Genomic DNA, 19,964 nt, shown 5'->3' with positions numbered 1-19,964 from the left:
ACCGATTTTTTAATACCATTAACAAAAGAGCTTAAATATATTATATTCACTGGTATTGAATGTTTATTGCCTCTTAACAATCAACAATTTTATTTTTATCATACTGTTGAATTAATTTAAATTCGACTATTATTTCCTGGACGCTTTACTCCTATTTACCTTCATATTCATTAAGGATTGCTTCGAGAACCCTAAGGAATTTCTTAGGATCTGATAGGGATTTTGTTCGGATCTCGTTCGGTCGGAACCGAACGAGATCCGAACGAGATCCGAACAAGTTCCGAAGGAGATCCGAAGGAGTGTCGAATAAAACCTCTGTAAGATACAGTTAGACATCAGACAAAAGACACCAGAAAAAATTAAGGAAAAAGTAGAAAATGTAAAGGGAATTAAGAGTTAACTTGATAAAGAATAGTAAAAGGTAGGTGTTTTTTGGAGCCTATGATAGGCTGAGTACATTCAGCATATTTGATTATAATTATAGTGCGTTTAACTCTTCTGTATTGCTGATATGAAATCATTAGGATAGAAGTTTGGGTATTGAAGAAATGAGTTTGGGTTGAAAATTAGGGTATAATATGCGCTGTAATATCAAAAAATGCATCTAAATATAATGTTAGCCTATATCTTTTCAAATGCATAGGCTATCTCAAAATACATCGTGCATTATTGAAATCATTTCTATATTTTTGGAGCTATATCATTAATAACCCTTTATTACAATCCATGAAGAATTGGTTTAAGGAAAATCAGACGCATTTATTAATCATCGGGATTTTCCTGCTGTTAGTAGTATTTTACTTCACCCCTGTTTGGCAAGGGAAGACCTTATTGCAAAGTGACGTTATGCAGGCTAGGGGTAGCCAAAAAGAGATTTTTGATTTCAGAGAAAAGGATGGTAATACGCCATTGTGGACTAACTCCATGTTTGGTGGTATGCCTACTTACCAGATATGGTACGATCATGCGAACAACGTAGCGAGCTACATTGGTCCGGCAATAAGGAAAGTCTTTCCTCCTCCGGCAGATGCGTTGTTATTATTTTTATTAGGCGGTTATTTCCTATTTTCGGTTCTCAAAATACGGCCTTGGTTAGCAGCAATCGGTGCTGTCGCCTTGGCATTCTCGTCTTATAACTTTATGTATATTGAGGCTGGGCACATCAGTAAAGCCTATGCCATTTCTTATATGGCGCCTATTATAGGGGCCGTCATTCTCACCTATCGTGGGAGCAGACTCTGGGGACCTGCTATATTAGCTCTTTTCTTGGCCTTAGAGCTCCGAGCGAACCACATTCAAATTACCTATTACCTATTTATTGCTTTACTAGTCTTAGTAGGCTTTGAATTGTATTATGCTATTCGCGATAAAAAATTAAAGAACTTCGCCCAAGCATCCGCAATGCAATTGGTTGGTGTTGCAGTTGCCGTTTTGGTAAATGCTTCAGTTTTATTTCCTACATACGAATACAGTAAGTTGACCATTCGTGGAAAATCAAATATTACGAAAGCAGAGAATGGGGACAAAGGGGCGCACGGTTTAGATAAAGAATATGCCTATGCGTGGAGTCAAGGAATTGGTGAAACCATTACCTTTTTGATACCTGATGCATACGGTGGTAAAACTTCCGGATTATTGGATGAGAATTCCAATGTCGTGAAAACACTTACCAAGTTGGGAATGCCTGAAGCACAAGCATTGCAGTTTGCTAATGGTGCTACACCAACTTATTGGGGTGAGAAATCTTTCACACAAGGGACCTGGTATTTCGGTGCCGGAATAATCTTCTTGTTTATACTCGGATTGGTGATAGTAAAAGATCGCTTGAAATGGTGGATTTTAGGAGCAACCTTGCTAACGATATTCCTATCTTTTGGACGCCATTTTCCGCTGATCTCTGATCTATTCTTCGATTACTTCCCGATGTACAATAAGTTTAGGGCAGTAGAAAGTATCTTGGTAATACCATCTGTGTTGATTCCAATGTTAGCAATTTTGGCTATCAATGACATTATTACTCGAGGATCGGAAATTAAAGACTTGGACAAAAAAGTGCTTTATACAGGAGGTATTGTGGCAGGTATCTGTTTGATCGTTGCCTTATTGCCAAGTATACTGGCGCTGAGAACGTCCAATCACCAAGAATATGTGGCGCAGTTGCAACAGCATATTGGAGATCAGGCATTGACTACAGAGCTTGTAAACTCCTTAATTGCTGACCGTACAGATATGGCATCCAAAGATGCGTGGCGTTCATTCTTTATCGTGGCATTAACCTTTGCTTTCATCTGGTTGTACATCAAGAAGAAAACAAATGTTGCTGTGATGTTGGCAGCTATTGGTGTGATTACTTTAGTTGACCTTTGGTCATTAGATAAACGCTATTTAAATAATGATTCATTCGTTGACAAGAGTATTTACGATCGTCCGATTCAGGAGCGTGAGGTCGATCAATTAATCCACATGGATAAAGATCTTTCTTACCGTGTGCTTGATTTGACGACTAGTCCATTCCAAGATGCTTCCGCTTCTTATTTCCATAAGAGTTTAGGTGGATACCATGCGGCTAAATTGATGCGTTTCCAAGAAGTATTGGAAAATCTTTTCGATAGCGGCATTAATGAGGATGTTTTGGACATGATGAATGTTCGTTACCTCATTGCTAAAAATCCGCAGAACGATTCGGACAATATTCAACGTCGTAGCTCCGCTTTGGGGAATGCATGGTTTGTGAACAATGTGAAATTCGTTAAAGGCAGCAATGCTGAAATGGATGCGATGAAGACCTTTGATCCGAAAAAAGAGGCTATTGTCAATGAAGGATTAAAAGATCAGTTCGGAAATGCTTCCATTGGTCAACCAACAAATGCTGATATTAAATTGGTTTCTTACCACCCTGATACGATGCGCTATGAATACACCGCGCCAAACCAAGTGTTTGCCGTGTTCTCGGAAATCTTTTATGATAAAGGATGGAAAGCCTTTGTGGACGGAGAAGAAGTGCCTATTATCCGCACGAACTACTTACTTCGCGGACTTTCTCTTCCAGGTGGAAACCATAAAGTAGAATTCGTATTCGCACCGGTATCCATGAAAATCTCCAATACCATTTCCTTAATCGCTTCGATTATCTTGGTACTTGGATTTGGTTTCGCGATTTACTTGTCTTTGAAACATAGAAAAAAGAAGGCGTAGCCTTCTTTTTTAGTATTTATAAAGTATATAGTAGTTAGACCTATGCCGGAATACCTAGGCTAAATGAAAGGATTATAATGAGTTCTTTTTTTGAGTTGGGTCTAATATTTCTGAACTTAAAAGTATTTTTAAATAATAAAACGGGTGAAGCTTTCTTCACCCGTTTTATTATTTAAATGAACTACAGATGAGTTGCTACGAAGGGATATTTAAATTTATCTTTTAAATGTCTAGCTTATAAAAAAATCGATTATTTCTATATCACCCAAGGTCTAAATACCATAGCTAACTACTAAATACTACAGATATTTCTTACATTTACCCTCATGAGTAGTTCGATAAGCTTATTTTCGGCTTTTCAATTGGAATTGATAGAGGCAGGTTGTGATGAGGCGGGACGTGGATGTTTAGCTGGGCCTGTGTTTGCTGCTGCGGTGATATTTCCTGCTGATTATTGTAATCCGGTGCTGAATGATTCCAAGAAGTTATCGGAAAAGAAAAGGATGGAATTGAGACCTATCATTGAACAGGAAGCCTTGGCATATGCAGTAGCAAGTGTTTCTGCTGAGGAGATTGATCGTATCAATATACACCGAGCATCCTATTTAGCCATGCACCGTGCCTTAGATCAACTGACCATCAAAGCGGAGTACCTTATCATCGATGGAAATAAGTTTATTCCTTACGCAGATTTGCCCTATAGTTGTATTGTCAAAGGGGATGGTAAATACCTCTCCATCGCTGCTGCTTCCATATTGGCGAAAACCTATCGTGACGAATATATGGAATCCATTGCGCATGACTTCCCAGATTATGATTGGCTAAGCAATAAAGGCTATCCAACCATCAAACACCGACAAGCAGTCCTTAATCTAGGTTTAACCCCACACCATAGAAGGACTTTTAAAGTCACTGAACCTCAGTTGAAATTGGTTTTTTGAGACCGCTGCGTTGTTAGATTTGAGACCGCTGCGCTGTTAGATGTATGTGTCTCAATTTGTTTATTCATGTATTACATACATACAATCGTAATTTTAATATTCCTAACACCATTACCGTATGGTCGAAGCATGCTTCGACTGTTAAATCGTTTCATAAATTTAACCCGCCAATAGGTCCACCTACTAAATTCTGAGTACTATTATACTATTTTAAAATCGGGCAGACATTCCGCTGCGCTAAGTACTGCCCCTACGATGGGCTGCTATTAAACGCCTATTATCGAACCATCTAGATAGCACGTTAGGTAGGGGCGGTACTGAGTGAGTGTGAGGAAAGGGGATTTATCCCCTGACGTGAACGAACGGTATGTCCGCCCGATATTTTTGACATCAGATGATAGACAACAGACATTAGAATTTGTTAAGCTATTAGGATTTAAAGGATTTAAAGTGATGCGGGCGATGCATGCATCGCCCCTACAAACAATCGTGAAAATATTATTATTTATTTCGTTATAACGCTTCATAAATCAAACCCGCCAATAGGTCCACCTACTAATATTAGGTACTATATACTGTCCGCAGGGCTAACCCTTTCTATCTCACATCTCACATCTCATATCAAGTAGCAAAGTGGTCTCAATCAAGCAGTCTCCCCTGTAACTTCTCTGATATAAACTATTGTTTACATTAATTTACACTTCTTCTTGTTTTCTTTGCTGAAGATTGGTGATAAAGTAATATTTTTTATTTATACTGTTGTCAATAAGAAGTTTACACGTGGAACATATGAAAAGAATTATCATTTTATTTTATCTGGTTCTAACTTGTTCTAGTTTATTGGCTCAGAAGAAGAAAGAAAAGTATGAATTATTGCCATCATTCCCTGTAAAGGTCGATGCAGATCTTAAGGAATGGGAAGGAAAGTTGACGCTGATGGATGCAGATAGTAGTTGGATGTTTGGATTAACAAGCGATGCAGATTACCTGTATGCGGCAGTTAGAATCAAGGATCCGATGTTGCAACAGGAGGCGGTGAGGAATGGGATTGTTATTAATATCAATCCTGATGGGAAGAAGAAGGATGGGGCGCAACTTATATTTCCGATTCCAGACAGTGAAACCTTGGGAGCGATTGCTAATGATGAGAATCTACCGAATATGAATGTTCGGGAAGAATTAATCAAAAGGAGTAGAGGCTATGGTGTTCGCGGATTTGCACATATTGTTGATGGACGATTGTCCTTTGACAATACCTACGGGGTTCAGATTAATGCCAAGTTGCTGGAAAATGGAGCAATGCTATACGAATCGAAGATTCCAATAGCTTCCATCGGAATCAAGAATCGCAATAAAGAAGTAGCGATTCAGGTCATGATCAACAATCGATATGCGCAATTGCAAAAGATGTTGAAAAACCGACCAGCACCTACAGGCATGTACGGTGGGATTTATTCAAGACCAACTCCCACTGTCAAAAATCCCTTTAAGATGAAGACAGAAGTCTGGGTCTTAGGGCAACTGAAGGAGCAATAAAATTAGTTTATGGATAGAATGTTAAAAGCTGTGATGATGATGTTCATCATGGTACTTGGCCTAAGCGCAAGCGCTCAGACTAACCGTGTAGTAAATGGCATGTTGCGGGACACCGAATCGAGACCGATATCAGGTGCTACCGTTCGCTTGATCTCCGATAAGGATACCTTATCGACCAGTTCAACCAATGCCGGTTTCTTTACTTTTGAAAATGTGAAAGCAACAAAATTTAAGGTTCGTGTAAGCAGCCTTGGTTTTGAAGCCGTAGAAAAAGAAGTGGACTTCCCTGAAGGGCAACAGGAAGTTCGCATTCCTAGTTTTGTGTTAACCTTAAATGCCAATCAAATCGAAGAGGTGGTGGTAGCTGGGGTCTTGACCGTGCAGGTAAAGGGGGATACAGTAGAGTATTCAACCAAAGACCTGAAATTACGTCAAGGCGCAGTAGCTGAAGATGCTTTGAAGCGCCTTCAAGGGGTTGAAGTAGATAAAGATGGTAATGTAACGGCACAAGGCGAAAGTGTAACTCGCGTACGTATTAACGGAAAGGATTTCTTTGGTGGTGATGTTAAAACAGCTACACAAAACCTTCCTGCTAATATCATCGAGAAAATCCAAGTAGTGGATGATTTTGGTGATATGGCTAATATTACGGGCAACAAATCTGGTGATTCAGAGAAAGTATTGAATATACAGATTGACCCAAAATACAATAAGGGTTTTATGACCACATTGCGTGGTGGTTATGGTACGGAAGACCGTTATCAAGCGACCGGTATGTGGATGGGTATGACCAATAAAACACAAGTTTCGGTATTAGGGAACTTGAATAATATCAATGCACCATTATTTGACTTTAACACTTCTGGTGGAGGTGCACGACGCAGAATGGGCGGCGGTGGAAGATCTGGTGGTGGTATGTTTGGTAACCCAAGCGGACTAACGAATGTTGGTTCTATCGGTTTGAACGTCCGTCATGATTTCTCTGATAAGTTGAAAGTATATGGTAACTACTCCTACGGTCGTGACGATAACAATACCTTTACCAAAAGCTTGATTGACCATACCATTGATGAAGGTAATCAAGTTGATCAATCAGAGGATAATAGCAATAAAATCACTTCCAGTCACCGTTTGGAAGCGAATATTGAATGGAATATTAGCGATAAGGATTACATCAAGTTAACTCCTCAGTTTGGTTTTAATGATGTGAAAACAACCTCGGATATTTTCACTAATTCTTATTTGAACGATATTTTCGTGAATGAACAGACAGAGTCTGTTTTAAATAACAGCAATGTTCCACGTTATAGCCTATCAGGTTTATACAATCGTAAATTAAATGATAAAGGACGTAATTTGTTCTTCAACTTTAATTACGATAATGCGGCTACTACTAATGATTATGAAAGGACATTACTACGTAATTTAGCAGATCCGGATAATTCTGTAACAACACTTTCAGAGATCTATGAAAAAACCCTTCGAGAGGTAAATAATAAAAGCTGGAATGCAGGAACTACCTTATCCTATACCGAGCCTTTATCTCAATTTGGCAAATTGGAATTCACCTATGATTTCAACAAAAATGCTTATGATAATAAGAATTATCAGGATGCATATTTTGAGAATGGTAATCCAAACAATGATCCTGATTTGAATTTCCACTTTTTACAGGATTATTCATTTACCACACATCGTGTTGGTGCGAGCTACATGTTCGAAAATGAAAAAATTAAATACTCAGTAGGGGCATCTGTTCAGCCATCGCTTTTAAAAGGAGATGCTTCATCTGATGACGAAAGTGCCATCATAGATCGTAAGAACTTTAACTTCATTCCAATTGCACGTTTTGAATACAAGTTCTCTCGTCAGAAGAACATTAGCTTAAACTACTCTGGAAGATCAACGGAGCCAACGGTTAATCAGATCCTTCCATATGCAGTAAGCAACAGTAGAACAAATACAGTGATTGGTAATCCGAACTTGAATCCAGAATTTAGACACCAATTAAGCGTTCGTTTCCGTTCTGGTGATTTCCAAAAAGGAAATACTTTCTTTGCTTTCTTGAATGGTAGTTTAACTTCTGATCGTATTACGACCTTTAACAAATCTTTCCGCGATCCGGAATTAGGTATGATCCGTGAGACGCGTTATTTGAATTCTGATGATCCAGTGTACAATGTGAGTTCATTCTATCACTTTGGAAAATCGCTAAAGGAGAAAACTTATAATTTGATGTTAATGGGAGGTGTTACTTATAACAAGAACCTATCCTACATTGCATCAAATCCAACAGCTACAACTGGCGATAAAAACATTATTAATAACTATGTTTTCATGCAAGGTTTAAGCTTCCGCTATACACCTTCCGAGAATTTGGAAATTAATCCAGGTATTCGTTACAGCTATAACTTATCAAGAAATGACTTGCAAACAGCTAGTAACCGTAACATATCTTCACTTTCACCAACTTTAAATGGATCGGTTAACATTACTAAATCGACTATTTTCGGTGCAGATGTAATGAAAACCTTTAACTCAGGATACGGTTCGTTAAGTGATGCTAATCCGTTTATCATCAATACATATATCGAACAAAGATTCTTGAAAGATCAGCGCGCAACAGTTCGTTTACAGGCATTTGACTTGTTAAATCAACAAACGAACTTAAGCAGAACAGTTGCTGATAACTATTATTCAGATACACAAACCAATCGTTTGGGCCGTTACTTCATGTTGTTGTTTACATTTAAACTTCAGAAGTTTTCAGGATTGCCACCTTCAGAAGACAGTGGCTTCCCTGGCGGTGGAATGAGACATCGCTTTTAAGGTTAGTTAGTTTAAAAAAGGAGTGCCGGGTTAGCCTGGCATTCCTTTTTTGTAGTATTTAGTAGGGAGTATTTAGTAGATAGACCCATTGGCGGGATAAGACATACCACTCAGAGCGAAGAGTCTCTCTTTCCCCTCCCCTGACAGAGTTCATCGTGAGGCTAGCCGAACGAACCCAAAACCTATACAGGAAAAGGCATTATAACGGTCGAAGCATGCTTCGACCTTACAGTTATTACGTTAAATCCTGTCTGAAAATCATAGTGCATTTTTTCTAGAAATAGTAGCACCTACGATTAATTCCATTGCCTCGACGTCTTGTTTACTTTGTTATGTTAATTGTATCGACGGTCTATTGTCTGCTCTATTAACTAAATGCTTACCTTTGCAAAACCTATAAAAAAATAAATGGATCAAAAAATCTTCCAGTTAGATAATGGATTACGTGTTTTATTTCGTCCAGACAAATCGGCAATTACCCATGCTTGTTTATTGGTAGATGTAGGCTCTCGTCATGAACAATTAGGCAAGTTCGGTACAGCGCACTTTATTGAGCATTTATTGTTCAAGCGCACGGAGCGTCGCAGTACCAATCAAATCCTGAATCGTTTGGAAGCAGTTGGTGGTGACTTGAACGCTTATACCACAAAAGAATATACTTGTATTCATGCCTCTTTTCTGAATCCATATTTAGATCGGGCATTGGATTTATTTGAGGATATTATCTTCCATTCCCAATATCCAACCGATGAAATGGAAAAGGAAAAGGGGGTAATCTTAGATGAAATGGCTTCCTATTTGGATAGTCCTGAAGATGCGATCATGGATGATTTCGAGGATTTAGTTTTTGCAGGGTCAGGTTTAGGACATAATATATTAGGCTTAGAAGCTGATTTGAATAGTATTCAACAAGCGGATATAAAGCAATTTATCAAGCAGCATTATGCAACCTCTAAAATGGTTGTAGCCATTTCAGGAAATTATAGCGAAAAGAAAGTATTAGCGATTGTTCATAAGTTGTTCAGTGAAGTGGAAAGTTATCCTTGGGATCATGTTGCAGAAGATTTTGTCAAACCACTAAGCCAGCAAATTGAATTAGAAAGACCAATAAACCAAGCACATTATGTGCTAGGAGGTCAAGGATACAGTATATACGACCAACGAAAAACAGGTTTACTCTTGTTAAATAACTTTTTGGGAGGTTATGGAATGGCATCGATTCTAAATTTGAATATTCGCGAGAAATATGGAATTGCTTATACCATCGAGTCGAATTATAGTTTATATGCAGACACAGGTTTATTTAGCATTTATTTAGGTACAGATGAGGAGAAGCTTGATAAAGCACTCAAGTTAGTGCATAAGGAGTTGCGAAAGCTAAGAGAGCAGCCGATTTCCGTTAATTTCCTACAAAAGGCTAAGAATAAGTTTAAGGGTCAGATTGCATTAGCAGAGGAAAATAGGATGAGTTTAATCATTGCTGAGGCAAAGAATATATTAGATTATGATCGTGTAGTCACACTTTCGGAGGTATTTGATAAGATTGATCAGGTCAGTGTTCAAGAGATTCAGGACATTGCGAATGATGTTTTTGCGCCATCCAACCTTTCCTCTTTAGCATTCGTGCCTGAAGATTAAGGATATTTTTATATTTGTGATAGAATAAAGAAACCAATATGAAGACAGCTTATATTTTCCCGGGACAGGGAGCCCAATTCGTAGGAATGGGTAAAGATTTATACGAAAGTAACGAAGAGTCAAAAGCATTATTTGAGCAAGCGAATGAAATTTTAGGATTCCGTATTACAGACCTTATGTTTGCTGGTACAGAAGAGGAACTAAAACAAACAAATGTTACTCAACCTGCTATTTTCTTACATTCAGTTATTTTAGCAAAGGCATTAGGGGATAAATTTCAACCAGATATGGTTGCTGGACATTCTTTGGGAGAGTTTTCTGCTTTAGTAGCAGCAGGTGCTCTTTCATTTGAAGATGGTCTTCGTTTAGTTGCAAAGCGGGCTAATGCGATGCAGAAAGCAACAGAATTAGAACCGGGAGCAATGGCGGCAATCTTAGGATTAGATGATGTTATTGTTGAGGAAGTATGTGCTCAAGTAGAAGATGTAGTTGTTCCAGCAAATTATAACTGCCCTGGTCAATTGGTTATTTCAGGGTCAGTTTCAGGTGTAGATACTGCTTGTGAGAAATTATTAGAAGCAGGTGCTAAACGTGCTTTGAAATTAAATGTTGGTGGTGCTTTCCACTCTCCATTAATGGAAGCCGCAAAACAAGAATTGCAAAATGCGATCATAGATACTGAAATTAAAATTCCAGTTTGTGCAATCTACCAAAACTACGATGCATTACCTTATCAAGATCCAGTAGCTATTAAAGAGAATTTAATTGCTCAGCTTACAGGTGCCGTACGTTGGACACAAACAGTGGAAACCATGTTGGCTGATGGGGCTGAAAGTTTCGTTGAAGTTGGTCCTGGTACAGTTCTTCAAGGTCTGGTTAAAAAAGTAAATAGACAAATTCCGACTTCTTCTGCAAGTATTGCAGAATAATTTGGGTCAAGAATATTAGTGTTATATAGAGGGGGTGTATGGCCCCCTTCTATTATCTATCCTAATCAAATAGCTGATGGAAAAGACTCGAATAAATGCTGATGAATTTGTTTCCAAATTTATGGCTGGAAGTTTGAAGCATTTAAAGTACATTCAAACAGCCATTAAAATTTTTCCATTAAGAGATATTGCACCCTATCTAAAAACGCCTATTCCGCCCATTTTCTTTGGTTATAACTTATTAATCCATCTGACAGAAGGTTATTTTAACCAACAAATTGAATCGACGACATTCATGGTTGAAGCACCAGCAGTGCTGATCAGCAATTATGGTAATATCTCCGCGATTCACTCTGTTGATAAATCTGCGCAAGGATACTGCGTGCTTATTAATGAGCAAGCAATGACCTCTTTGTTTCGAGAACAAGAGATCCTCAATATATTTACAATATCCCCTCTTCTGAATTTAGTAAAGCAAGATAGTTCGGAGTTAAACAGTTTGTTGGACTTACTCTACAAAGAAATTTACAGCTCGAATCCCTATAAGGAATTGTATGAGAGCATATTCAAATCGGTGCTGTTGATGATCATTAAATTATCCAATGCGAATAAGTCGCTTGGTCGTAGACAGGAAGTCGCTATTGCCTTTAAACAATTGGTTCACTTGCATTTCGATAAATATAAATCCGTAGATTTTTATGCAGACCGTCTGGCAGTTTCCATTAATTATTTAAACCGTTGTGTTTCTTCCGTGTTCAAAAAGTCCTCGAAAGAACTTATTTTGGAAGTAGCGATTATACATAGTCAATTATTGCTTTCTGAAACCAATAAGAGCGTTGCTAGCATCGCTTATGAATTGGATTTTGCAGACCCGTCTTACTTTGCGAGACTTTTCAAAAAAATCATAGGAATATCTCCTTCTGAATATAGAAAAAGTGTTTTCCATAGTATATAACTTTCGTTTTTTTTCTCCATCACTTCCCAAGATAGTTTGCTAATCATTCCTTTTTTTTAACAAATGATAAAAGGGATATGCACGTTTAGTCCTAATTTTTGTCTTAATTATTATAGTGTAATATGGACTATCCCCCTAATTTTGTATGGATAGTTTCATTAAAATAGGAAGAGAAATGAGCGAAATCATAGAACAAATATCATTTGATAATTATATAGCAGATTTTAAGAAGCATTTAAAGCACTTATTTCGTGAGGAATTTGACTATAATTCCATGAGTTTAAATAGGGATTTACCGAAGGAGTTTTTGGCTGAGATTATGTCAAAGAAACCCTTATCCGTTGCGGTTCCAATTTTACATGGAGGCCGAGGAATTGCGGTAAAGGAATGTTTAAGTGTACTTGCTGCTGCTTCTTATGAGTCTTTGGCTTTATCCTTAATGTTTGGGATTAATATAGCCTTGTTTTTGGAGCCTTTGGCGAAATATGGAGAATATTCGGTTCAAGAAAGAATATTCAAAGATTTCATGGAAAACAATGCCATGGGTGGATTAATGATTACGGAGAAAGCTTACGGTAGTGATGCCCTAAATATGAAAACTGCTTACCAACAGGTTGGTGAATCCTATCATATTAAAGGACAGAAACACTGGCAAGGATTAAGTGGTGCGGCCGATTATTGGTTGGTTACAGCACGTAAATTTAATGCGAACGGTGAGTTAGCTAGGGATATCGATTTCTTCGTTACGGAGAATGGTTTGTCTGAACAACATATTCCAATGACAACCCGCTATAATAACTTAGGTTTATACGCTATTCCTTATGGAATAAATGAGATTGATGTTGTTGTTCCAGAAAAACAGAAGCTAATAGCAGAAAGTACGGGAATTAAGCTGATGTTGGATATGTTACACCGTAGTCGTTTGCAATTCCCTGGTATGGGAATGGGCTTTATTAAACGATTATTGGATGAGTCACTTCAACATTGTCAAAACAGAATAGTAGGAGCAGCTCCATTGGTACAAGTAGATGCCGTGAAATTCCAGTTAGCCCGAATTCAAGCAGCCTATACCATCTGTTCGGGAATGTGTGCTTTCAGTGTTGGACATAGTGGTATTGAAAATGATCTTGCCACAATGAGCATTGAGGCAAACACATTAAAAGCATTGATTACAGATTTGATGCAAGAATCTGCACAGATCAGTTTACAATTAGCAGGTGCGAATGGCTATCGTTTAGATCATATCGCGGGAAGAGCCGTAGTGGATAGCAGACCATTCCAAATATTTGAAGGGTCTAACGAAATGCTTTACAGCCAAATTGCTGAAGCCGTATTGAAATTAATGCGTAAAGCTAAGGAAACAAATCTATTAACCTTTATGAAAGGATTTAATCGTAGCACCTTAAGCGCTGATTATTTTAAAGATTCCTTAAACTTCCAAGTAGATGGAACCTTAAAGCAAAGAGATTTGGTTACTCTTGGTCGTATGATTGCCCGTGTGATCAGTTTCCAAATGGTATTAGAGTTGCCAGGATTTAATCAACAATTGGTTGAAATAACGCGTCAGCATATGCATATGGACTTAATGATGTACCATGGACAGCTAAATTCGAAGAACCATATCGATCCAATTATGGATTATGAGTTAGATTCTAATTGGGTTAACTTCTTAGGATAATCTTAAAAGAGATATAAAATAAAAAATCCCCAATTTGGGGATTTTTTATTTTATATGCTTTTTGATTTTATAAACCAAAAGCTGTTTTTACTTTATCTACGTAATCGAGTTTCTCCCATGTAAACAAGTCTACTTCTACAGTCTTGCTTTCTCCATTGGAGTTTTCAAAAGTTTTTGTAACTGTTTTAGGTGTTCTTCCCATGTGTCCATATGCAGCAGTTTCTGCATAGATCGGATTACGCAATCCTAAACGAGTTTCTATGCCATATGGAGTCATATCGAATAGTTCAGCTATAATAGTGGCAATTTCACCGTCGGTTTTATTGACTTTAGCTGTACCATAAGTATTTACATAGATTCCCATCGGATCTTTTACACCAATAGCATAAGAGATCTGAACAAGGATTTCATCAGCAACTCCTGCAGCTACTAAATTCTTTGCAATATGACGTGTTGCATAGGCAGCAGAACGGTCAACTTTAGAAGGGTCTTTTCCTGAAAAGGCACCACCACCATGCGCACCTTTACCACCATAGGTATCTACGATGATTTTACGCCCTGTTAATCCTGTATCACCATGAGGACCACCAATAACGAATTTACCGGTAGGGTTGATGTGATATTTGATTTGATCGTTAAATAGCGCGTGTAATTCTGGTTTTAATTGTGCTTTCACACGAGGAACCAGGATATTGATGATATCTGCTTTAATTTTCTCCTGCATTTCCTGCTCAGAAGCGAAGTCATCATGTTGTGTAGAAATAACGATTGTATCGATACGAACTGGTTTATGGTTATCGTCGTATTCTAAAGTTACTTGTGATTTAGCATCTGGACGAAGGTAGCTGATTTCTTTGTTTTCACGACGAAGGGCAGCTAATTCGTATAAAAGGCGGTGTGAAAGATCTAAAGCAAGTGGCATGAAGTTCTCAGTTTCATTATTGGCATAGCCAAACATGATTCCTTGGTCACCAGCGCCTTGTTCTTGTTTTGTAATACGATCCACACCTTGGTTAATGTCTGCAGATTGCTCATGGATTGCTGAAAGCACACCACAGGAATTTGCTTCAAACATATACTCGGATTTGGTATATCCGATTTTTTCAATGACTTGACGTGTAATTTTCTGTACGTCTAGATAGATTTTAGATTTTACTTCACCAGCTAGTACTACTTGACCTGTTGTTACTAAGGTTTCGATAGCCACCCGCGCATCCTCGTCCCAAGCTAGGAAATTGTCGATTAATGCATCCGAAATTTGATCTGCAACTTTGTCTGGATGACCTTCAGAAACAGATTCGGAGGTAAATAAATATGCCATAAATAATTAAAACGAATTGAATGGAGAGGGCAAGGCAGTATGTGAAAAATCATTTGTCCCGAATGGTTTTAGCACTTTTTTACTGTGGTTGCAATCTCTCATTTACATTAAATAATGCAAAATGCAAATCAGTCCACATTTTGTGTGGCACAAAGCTACGATACTTTGTATTATTTAAAAAGTATTTCATTCATTTTATTATCTTTAGCGGAATTATAAGATTGAGATGACAAAAAAGCGCATCCTGTTTGTAGTCAATCCCATATCAGGCGGGAAGAAAAAGACAGCATTTAATAAACAGGTCTTGGAGGTGTTGGATTTAAGTCGATTTGAGCCTACATTTAAGATTACCAATCACGTTAACCATGCCTATGAATTGGCAAAAGAAGCTATCCAAGAGAAATATGATGCCGTTGTTGCCGTAGGTGGTGACGGTACGATTAATGAAATCGGTTCTGCATTAGTGGGATCTGGTATTCCTTTGGGTGTTGTTCCCGAAGGATCAGGGAATGGTCTTGCTCTCTATCTAGGGATTCCCATGAACGAGTCTGCAGCTCTTCGTCGTATTAACCGTTTCGACTCGGTCGCTATTGATTGTGCGAAAGCAGAGGGACGATTCTTCTTTAATATAGCAGGTATTGGATTTGATGCCAGCGTTAGTGATAAGTTTGCAAATGAAACCTTTCGAGGTCCTGTAGGTTATTTAAGGACTGTCGTCAATTTGCTTTCCAAATACAAACCGAAAAAATACACCTTACATATTGATGGAAAAAAATATGAGCGTGAAGCATTTATGATTTCTGTCGCGAATTCTCCACAATATGGGAATAATGCCTATATAGCACCCAATGCATCAATAAATGATGGGGTGTTGGATGTATGTGTTGTCCATAAATTTCCGTTATATACTTTACCATTGATGATCTTTCATTTATTTAATAAGACAGCTGATCAATCAGAATATGTGGAAATTATTCCTGGAAAACAGATTTGCATTGAGCAAGAGGGACAGGCCCCCATACATTTAGATGGAGAGCCCATGGATCTGGGAAAAGAAATTAATATTGAAGTATTGCCGAAGGCATTAAACATTATATGTTAAGATGAGTAAACAAAAGAAACAAAGATTTGAAGGTATTGTCTATTCCACTTCGGATGATTTCAACTATCAAGAATCTGATTCTATGGAAGAATTAGATACACTTCCGATAGGGAAACAGAAATTAAAGGTAGGATTAGACAAGAAGGCTAGGAAAGGAAAAGTTGTTACATTGATTACAGGATTTATTGGGAAACAGGATGATTTAGAAGATTTAGCTAAAACTTTGAAGCAACGATGTGGAGTTGGAGGTAGTGCAAAAGATGGTGAAATATTGATACAAGGTGACTTCAAGGAGAAAATAATCCAATACTTACAATCGGAGGGCTATTCTGTAAAAGGGTTTGGAGGCTAGAAAAGCGGAATCATTGTAAATGGTTAAATTACAAACGAATAATTTAGTTGGTTTGTCAAAAAAGGGTTAGCAAGGCAACCCTTAATGTGAGTAAACGCTCACTTAAATTTAACATTTAACGATTTGATAATTTGCATATCAGAAAAAAAATGGTTTTCATTGTAAAAAAATAGGAATGTTAAACCGTTATGTACAAACAGAGCATGCATTGATTGGAGAACTGCTGTAGCATATCAATGAAATACGTAACACAACCTAAAATGGTCAATTTCGTATATCTTCAAATTAATTTTGTTTTTAACAGAAAATGCTATATTTGTTTTGAATTTATGTAAAATAACGGCATTTGGCTTGCATAAAATTGAATTTAACTTAATAATTAAACAACAGTAAAAAATCTAAAAATTAGTAAAAAAATGGCAAACGCACCAAAAACTACAACGGCCCCAGCTAAACAAGATAGTGGCAATGCGGGTAACTTATTTGCAAGTTTAGCAATTATCATCTGTTTAGTGATCGGTTTCTTGGTTTACAAATTTGTAATGGGTGATCCTAGTAACTTCGTTGACGGAAATGTAGAAAACAGACCTTTACCTGGAAACTATTTCGGAATGGTTTATCATGCAGGATATGTTGTACCTGTACTTCTTGGTTTATTCTTAATGGTATGGGTATTCTCAATTGAGCGTTTTATTGTAATCGGAAAAGCATCTGGTACAGGAAACGTTGGTAACTTTGTTAGAAAAGTACAAGGCTTATTAAGAACAGGTAACATCGATACAGCTATCCAAGAGTGTGATAAACAAAAAGGATCTGTAGCAAACGTTATTAAAGCTGGTCTTTTGAAATATAAAGATGTTGAAGCTAACCCAGGATTAGATGCTGAGAAATCAGTATTAGCTATCCAAAAAGAGATTGAAGAAGCTACAACATTAGAAATGCCAATGTTAGAGAAGAACTTAACAGTAATCGCTACTTTAGTTTCTATCGGTACATTGACAGGTCTATTAGGAACAGTAACAGGTATGATCAAGGCCTTCTCGGCATTGGCAACTGGTGGTGCTCCTGACCAAGCTCAATTAGCAAACGGTATCTCTGAGGCCTTGATTAATACAGCTACTGGTATCGGTACATCTACTATCGCTATTATTTTCTATAATATTTTAACTTCTAAGATTGATACATTAACGTATTCTATTGATGAGGCTGGTTTCTCTATCGTACAAACATACGCTGCGAACCACAAATAAGAAGATTCTGAAAAAAGTTGAAAATAATTTATGCATTGTTCAACTTTTCAGCATCATACTTACAAAAGAAATAGAGTATTCATCTTAAAGAAGTAAAGAAATGGGAAAAGCAAAAGTAAAAAGAGCCAGTACCTCCATCGACATGACGGCGATGTGTGACGTATCCTTCCTACTTCTTACATTCTTCGTTTTGACGGCAACAGCACGTCAACCGGAAACGATGCCTGTAGATACTCCTGCTTCAACTACCTTAGAGAAATTGCCAGATGATAACTTGGCAGTAATCACGGTAGGGCATGGTGGCAAGGTTTTCTTTGGAATCAAAAACCCTAATGTTAGGAAAATGACCCTAGAGAAAATGTCTGCGAAATACAACATCCCATTTTCGGCTGAAGATTACGAGAAGTTTAAACTTATGGACGACTTCGGTGTGTCTATGAAGGAAATGCGCGGCTTATTGTCCTTACCAAAGGATGACCGTAAAGAAGACATTCAAAAAGGTGTTCCTGTAGATAGTACAGAGACTAATTCGAATGAGCTTTATCACTGGGTACAACAAGCGCGTATCGCAACGGTGGAATTCAATCGTGAGCGTGAGGAAAAAGAGAAGAACTTCGTTGATCCAGGTCAAATGAAGGTAGCTATCAAAGCTGACGCAACTGAGAAGTATTCCGTAATGAATTTGATCATTGAAACCCTACGTAACCAAAAACAGAACAGATTTAGTTTTGTAACCGGTTTACGCACGGAAAAATAATAGTATAAAATGGCAGAATTAAATCAAGACTCCGGAGGCGGTAAAAAAGGCGGGAAAGTCAGATCGAAGAAAAATGGAGGTCGTGTAGATTTAACCGCGATGGTGGATCTAGCATTCCTTCTGATTACTTTCTTCATGTTGACAACCTCCTTGAGTAAGCCGCAAGCGATGGACATTGCCTTCCCTGATAAAAACAAAGATCTTTCGGAGCAGAATCCAGATTTGGAAATTGCTGACAACCGTTCAATCACTTTGTTATTAGGATCTGACAATAAAATCGTTTGGTATTATGGTCAATTGGCAAAGCCAATTACACCTCCAACTGTGGTTGATTACTCCAAAGAAGGTATCCGTAAGGTGCTTATCGAGAAGAAAGCACAGGTTCCGGCAGCAACAGGTGGTAAAGACCTGATCGTCGTAATCCGTCCAAGTGACGAGTCGGTACACCTAAATGTGGTAGATATATTAGACGAAATGAAAATCGTAGATATTAAACGTTATATGATTTCTAAGATCAAACCTGAAGAAATCCAAGTGTTGAAAGATAACAACGCTTATACCGTTAAGTAATTACGATAAAAAACTAAAGATATGATAGGTTCAAAATTAGATTTATTTAAGAAAGAATGGCTTGATGTCGTTTTCGAGAATAGAAATAAAGAATATGGAGCTTATGCCTTGCGTAAGTTTGGGCCAAAGGCAACCAATATTGCTTTATTCTCTGTGTCGTCAGTCGTACTTTTCTTTGTAGCTGTGAAAGCATTTGACCTAAAGATTTTTCCTGAAAAGGAAGCTCCAGAAGCGCAAATCGTAACTCCAGTTACCCTTGAGGACTTGGTTCCACCTCCAGAGGAGGAAGAAGAAGAGCCACTTCCACAAGAAGAAACTCCACCTCAACGTATTCAACAGGATCCACCTGCAGAAGACTTGATCCGTTTCCCAGAACCAAAAGTTGTGGATTCAAGACAAGTTAAAGAAGAAGTGGTATCTCAAGAAGAAATTAAGGAGAAAAACGCTACACCAGCAAGGTTGACCTTAAAAGGTACACCAGGTGGTACTGCAGTTCCTCCAGGTGAGTTCGGAAGTAAAAAAGTAGATGGTGCAATCACAGGTTCCTTAAAAGGTTCTCCAGATGGTGATGCAAATAAAATCTACGACTTCGAATCCGTAGAGGTACCAGCAGAATACCCAGGAGGTATTAATGCATTCCGTAACTTTATCGTAGAGAAGATGACCCCAATGTATCCTCAAGCAGCGATTGAAGCTGGTGTAAAGGGTGTTGTTCAGTTATCATTCGTAATCGATAGAACCGGACAGGTTACTGATATTAAAATTGATAAAGATTTATCACACGGTATTGGTGCTGCTGCTGTTAAGGCATTAAAAATGTCTAAAAAATGGCAACCAGCTGTACAGAACGGACGTAAAGTTCCTGTGAAGTATTCCTTGCCAATCCGTCTGGATTTATCCAGTCAATAAAA

Annotated in this window: 15 protein-coding genes; 14 read left to right on the top strand and 1 reads right to left on the bottom strand. The window is 37.9% G+C overall.

What is annotated here, in order from left to right:
- The first annotated feature begins 726 nt into the window (after positions 1–726).
- From ACP6L2_RS12585 to ACP6L2_RS12550, 8 genes are all read left to right on the top strand, one after another.
- The gene (locus ACP6L2_RS12585; protein ID WP_440509714.1) at positions 727–3,195 is read left to right on the top strand and encodes a YfhO family protein; all 2,469 of its coding nucleotides are present in this window, start codon (positions 727–729) and stop codon (positions 3,193–3,195) included.
- A 326-nt stretch (positions 3,196–3,521) separates the two neighbouring features.
- Entirely contained in the window at positions 3,522–4,136 is a 615-nt protein-coding gene (locus ACP6L2_RS12580; protein WP_440509713.1) for a ribonuclease HII, read from the top strand.
- Positions 4,137–4,925: 789 nt separating this feature from the next.
- Complete coding sequence (locus tag ACP6L2_RS12575) at positions 4,926–5,672, top strand: hypothetical protein (protein WP_440509712.1); 747 nt, start codon at positions 4,926–4,928, stop codon at positions 5,670–5,672.
- Positions 5,673–5,681: 9 nt separating this feature from the next.
- Complete coding sequence (locus ACP6L2_RS12570) at positions 5,682–8,501, top strand: outer membrane beta-barrel protein (protein ID WP_440509711.1); 2,820 nt, start codon at positions 5,682–5,684, stop codon at positions 8,499–8,501.
- A 408-nt stretch (positions 8,502–8,909) separates the two neighbouring features.
- The gene (locus ACP6L2_RS12565) at positions 8,910–10,139 is read left to right on the top strand and encodes a M16 family metallopeptidase (protein WP_440509710.1); all 1,230 of its coding nucleotides are present in this window, start codon (positions 8,910–8,912) and stop codon (positions 10,137–10,139) included.
- A 38-nt stretch (positions 10,140–10,177) separates the two neighbouring features.
- Positions 10,178–11,068: an ACP S-malonyltransferase gene (gene fabD / locus ACP6L2_RS12560; RefSeq protein ID WP_440509709.1), complete on the top strand. Its 891-nt coding sequence runs from the start codon at positions 10,178–10,180 to the stop codon at positions 11,066–11,068.
- 76 nt (positions 11,069–11,144) lie between these two features.
- A complete protein-coding gene (locus tag ACP6L2_RS12555) occupies positions 11,145–12,023 on the top strand; it encodes a helix-turn-helix domain-containing protein (RefSeq protein WP_440509708.1) in 879 nt (292 codons plus the stop codon).
- Between the two features lie 175 nt (positions 12,024–12,198).
- A complete protein-coding gene (locus tag ACP6L2_RS12550; protein ID WP_440509707.1) occupies positions 12,199–13,701 on the top strand; it encodes an acyl-CoA dehydrogenase family protein in 1,503 nt (500 codons plus the stop codon).
- 67 nt (positions 13,702–13,768) lie between these two features.
- On the opposite strand, the gene metK is transcribed toward ACP6L2_RS12550, so the two are convergent.
- Positions 13,769–15,022: a methionine adenosyltransferase gene (metK, locus tag ACP6L2_RS12545; protein WP_440509706.1), complete on the bottom strand. Its 1,254-nt coding sequence runs from the start codon at positions 15,020–15,022 to the stop codon at positions 13,769–13,771.
- Positions 15,023–15,248: 226 nt separating this feature from the next.
- Between metK and ACP6L2_RS12540 the strand changes: the two genes are divergently transcribed.
- From ACP6L2_RS12540 to ACP6L2_RS12515, 6 genes are all read left to right on the top strand, one after another.
- Positions 15,249–16,124, top strand: a complete 876-nt coding sequence (locus tag ACP6L2_RS12540; RefSeq protein WP_440509705.1) for a diacylglycerol/lipid kinase family protein — start codon at positions 15,249–15,251, stop codon at positions 16,122–16,124.
- A gap of 1 nt (position 16,125) precedes the next feature.
- Positions 16,126–16,476, top strand: coding sequence for a translation initiation factor (locus ACP6L2_RS12535; RefSeq protein ID WP_440509704.1), 351 nt, complete (start codon positions 16,126–16,128; stop codon positions 16,474–16,476).
- Between the two features lie 416 nt (positions 16,477–16,892).
- Complete coding sequence (locus ACP6L2_RS12530; RefSeq protein ID WP_344675465.1) at positions 16,893–17,726, top strand: MotA/TolQ/ExbB proton channel family protein; 834 nt, start codon at positions 16,893–16,895, stop codon at positions 17,724–17,726.
- Positions 17,727–17,826: 100 nt separating this feature from the next.
- Positions 17,827–18,483 carry an ExbD/TolR family protein gene (locus ACP6L2_RS12525; RefSeq protein ID WP_344675466.1) on the top strand — a complete coding sequence of 219 codons (657 nt, stop codon included), beginning with the start codon at positions 17,827–17,829 and terminating at the stop codon, positions 18,481–18,483.
- Between the two features lie 9 nt (positions 18,484–18,492).
- The gene (locus ACP6L2_RS12520) at positions 18,493–19,053 is read left to right on the top strand and encodes an ExbD/TolR family protein (RefSeq protein WP_440509703.1); all 561 of its coding nucleotides are present in this window, start codon (positions 18,493–18,495) and stop codon (positions 19,051–19,053) included.
- 21 nt (positions 19,054–19,074) lie between these two features.
- The gene (locus tag ACP6L2_RS12515; protein ID WP_440509702.1) at positions 19,075–19,962 is read left to right on the top strand and encodes an energy transducer TonB; all 888 of its coding nucleotides are present in this window, start codon (positions 19,075–19,077) and stop codon (positions 19,960–19,962) included.
- The last annotated feature ends 2 nt before the right edge of the window (positions 19,963–19,964 follow it).

It is taken from the genome of Sphingobacterium lactis (assembly GCF_051951495.1).
Lineage (GTDB): Bacteria > Bacteroidota > Bacteroidia > Sphingobacteriales > Sphingobacteriaceae > Sphingobacterium > Sphingobacterium lactis_A.
Note: the sequence above shows the minus strand (reverse complement) of the source record. Positions and strands in the feature narration are given on the sequence as shown.

What these genes read in the sequence shown, in the direction of transcription:
- ACP6L2_RS12585 (WP_440509714.1), top strand. Translation starts at nt 727, where the DNA reads ATGAAGAATTGGTTTAAGGAAAATCAGACGCATTTATTAATCATCGGG.
- ACP6L2_RS12580 (WP_440509713.1), top strand. Translation starts at nt 3,522, where the DNA reads ATGAGTAGTTCGATAAGCTTATTTTCGGCTTTTCAATTGGAATTGATA.
- ACP6L2_RS12575 (WP_440509712.1), top strand. Translation starts at nt 4,926, where the DNA reads ATGAAAAGAATTATCATTTTATTTTATCTGGTTCTAACTTGTTCTAGT.
- ACP6L2_RS12570 (WP_440509711.1), top strand. Translation starts at nt 5,682, where the DNA reads ATGGATAGAATGTTAAAAGCTGTGATGATGATGTTCATCATGGTACTT.
- ACP6L2_RS12565 (WP_440509710.1), top strand. Translation starts at nt 8,910, where the DNA reads ATGGATCAAAAAATCTTCCAGTTAGATAATGGATTACGTGTTTTATTT.
- fabD (WP_440509709.1), top strand. Translation starts at nt 10,178, where the DNA reads ATGAAGACAGCTTATATTTTCCCGGGACAGGGAGCCCAATTCGTAGGA.
- ACP6L2_RS12555 (WP_440509708.1), top strand. Translation starts at nt 11,145, where the DNA reads ATGGAAAAGACTCGAATAAATGCTGATGAATTTGTTTCCAAATTTATG.
- ACP6L2_RS12550 (WP_440509707.1), top strand. Translation starts at nt 12,199, where the DNA reads ATGAGCGAAATCATAGAACAAATATCATTTGATAATTATATAGCAGAT.
- metK (WP_440509706.1), bottom strand. Translation starts at nt 15,022, where the DNA reads ATGGCATATTTATTTACCTCCGAATCTGTTTCTGAAGGTCATCCAGAC.
- ACP6L2_RS12540 (WP_440509705.1), top strand. Translation starts at nt 15,249, where the DNA reads ATGACAAAAAAGCGCATCCTGTTTGTAGTCAATCCCATATCAGGCGGG.
- ACP6L2_RS12535 (WP_440509704.1), top strand. Translation starts at nt 16,126, where the DNA reads ATGAGTAAACAAAAGAAACAAAGATTTGAAGGTATTGTCTATTCCACT.
- ACP6L2_RS12530 (WP_344675465.1), top strand. Translation starts at nt 16,893, where the DNA reads ATGGCAAACGCACCAAAAACTACAACGGCCCCAGCTAAACAAGATAGT.
- ACP6L2_RS12525 (WP_344675466.1), top strand. Translation starts at nt 17,827, where the DNA reads ATGGGAAAAGCAAAAGTAAAAAGAGCCAGTACCTCCATCGACATGACG.
- ACP6L2_RS12520 (WP_440509703.1), top strand. Translation starts at nt 18,493, where the DNA reads ATGGCAGAATTAAATCAAGACTCCGGAGGCGGTAAAAAAGGCGGGAAA.
- ACP6L2_RS12515 (WP_440509702.1), top strand. Translation starts at nt 19,075, where the DNA reads ATGATAGGTTCAAAATTAGATTTATTTAAGAAAGAATGGCTTGATGTC.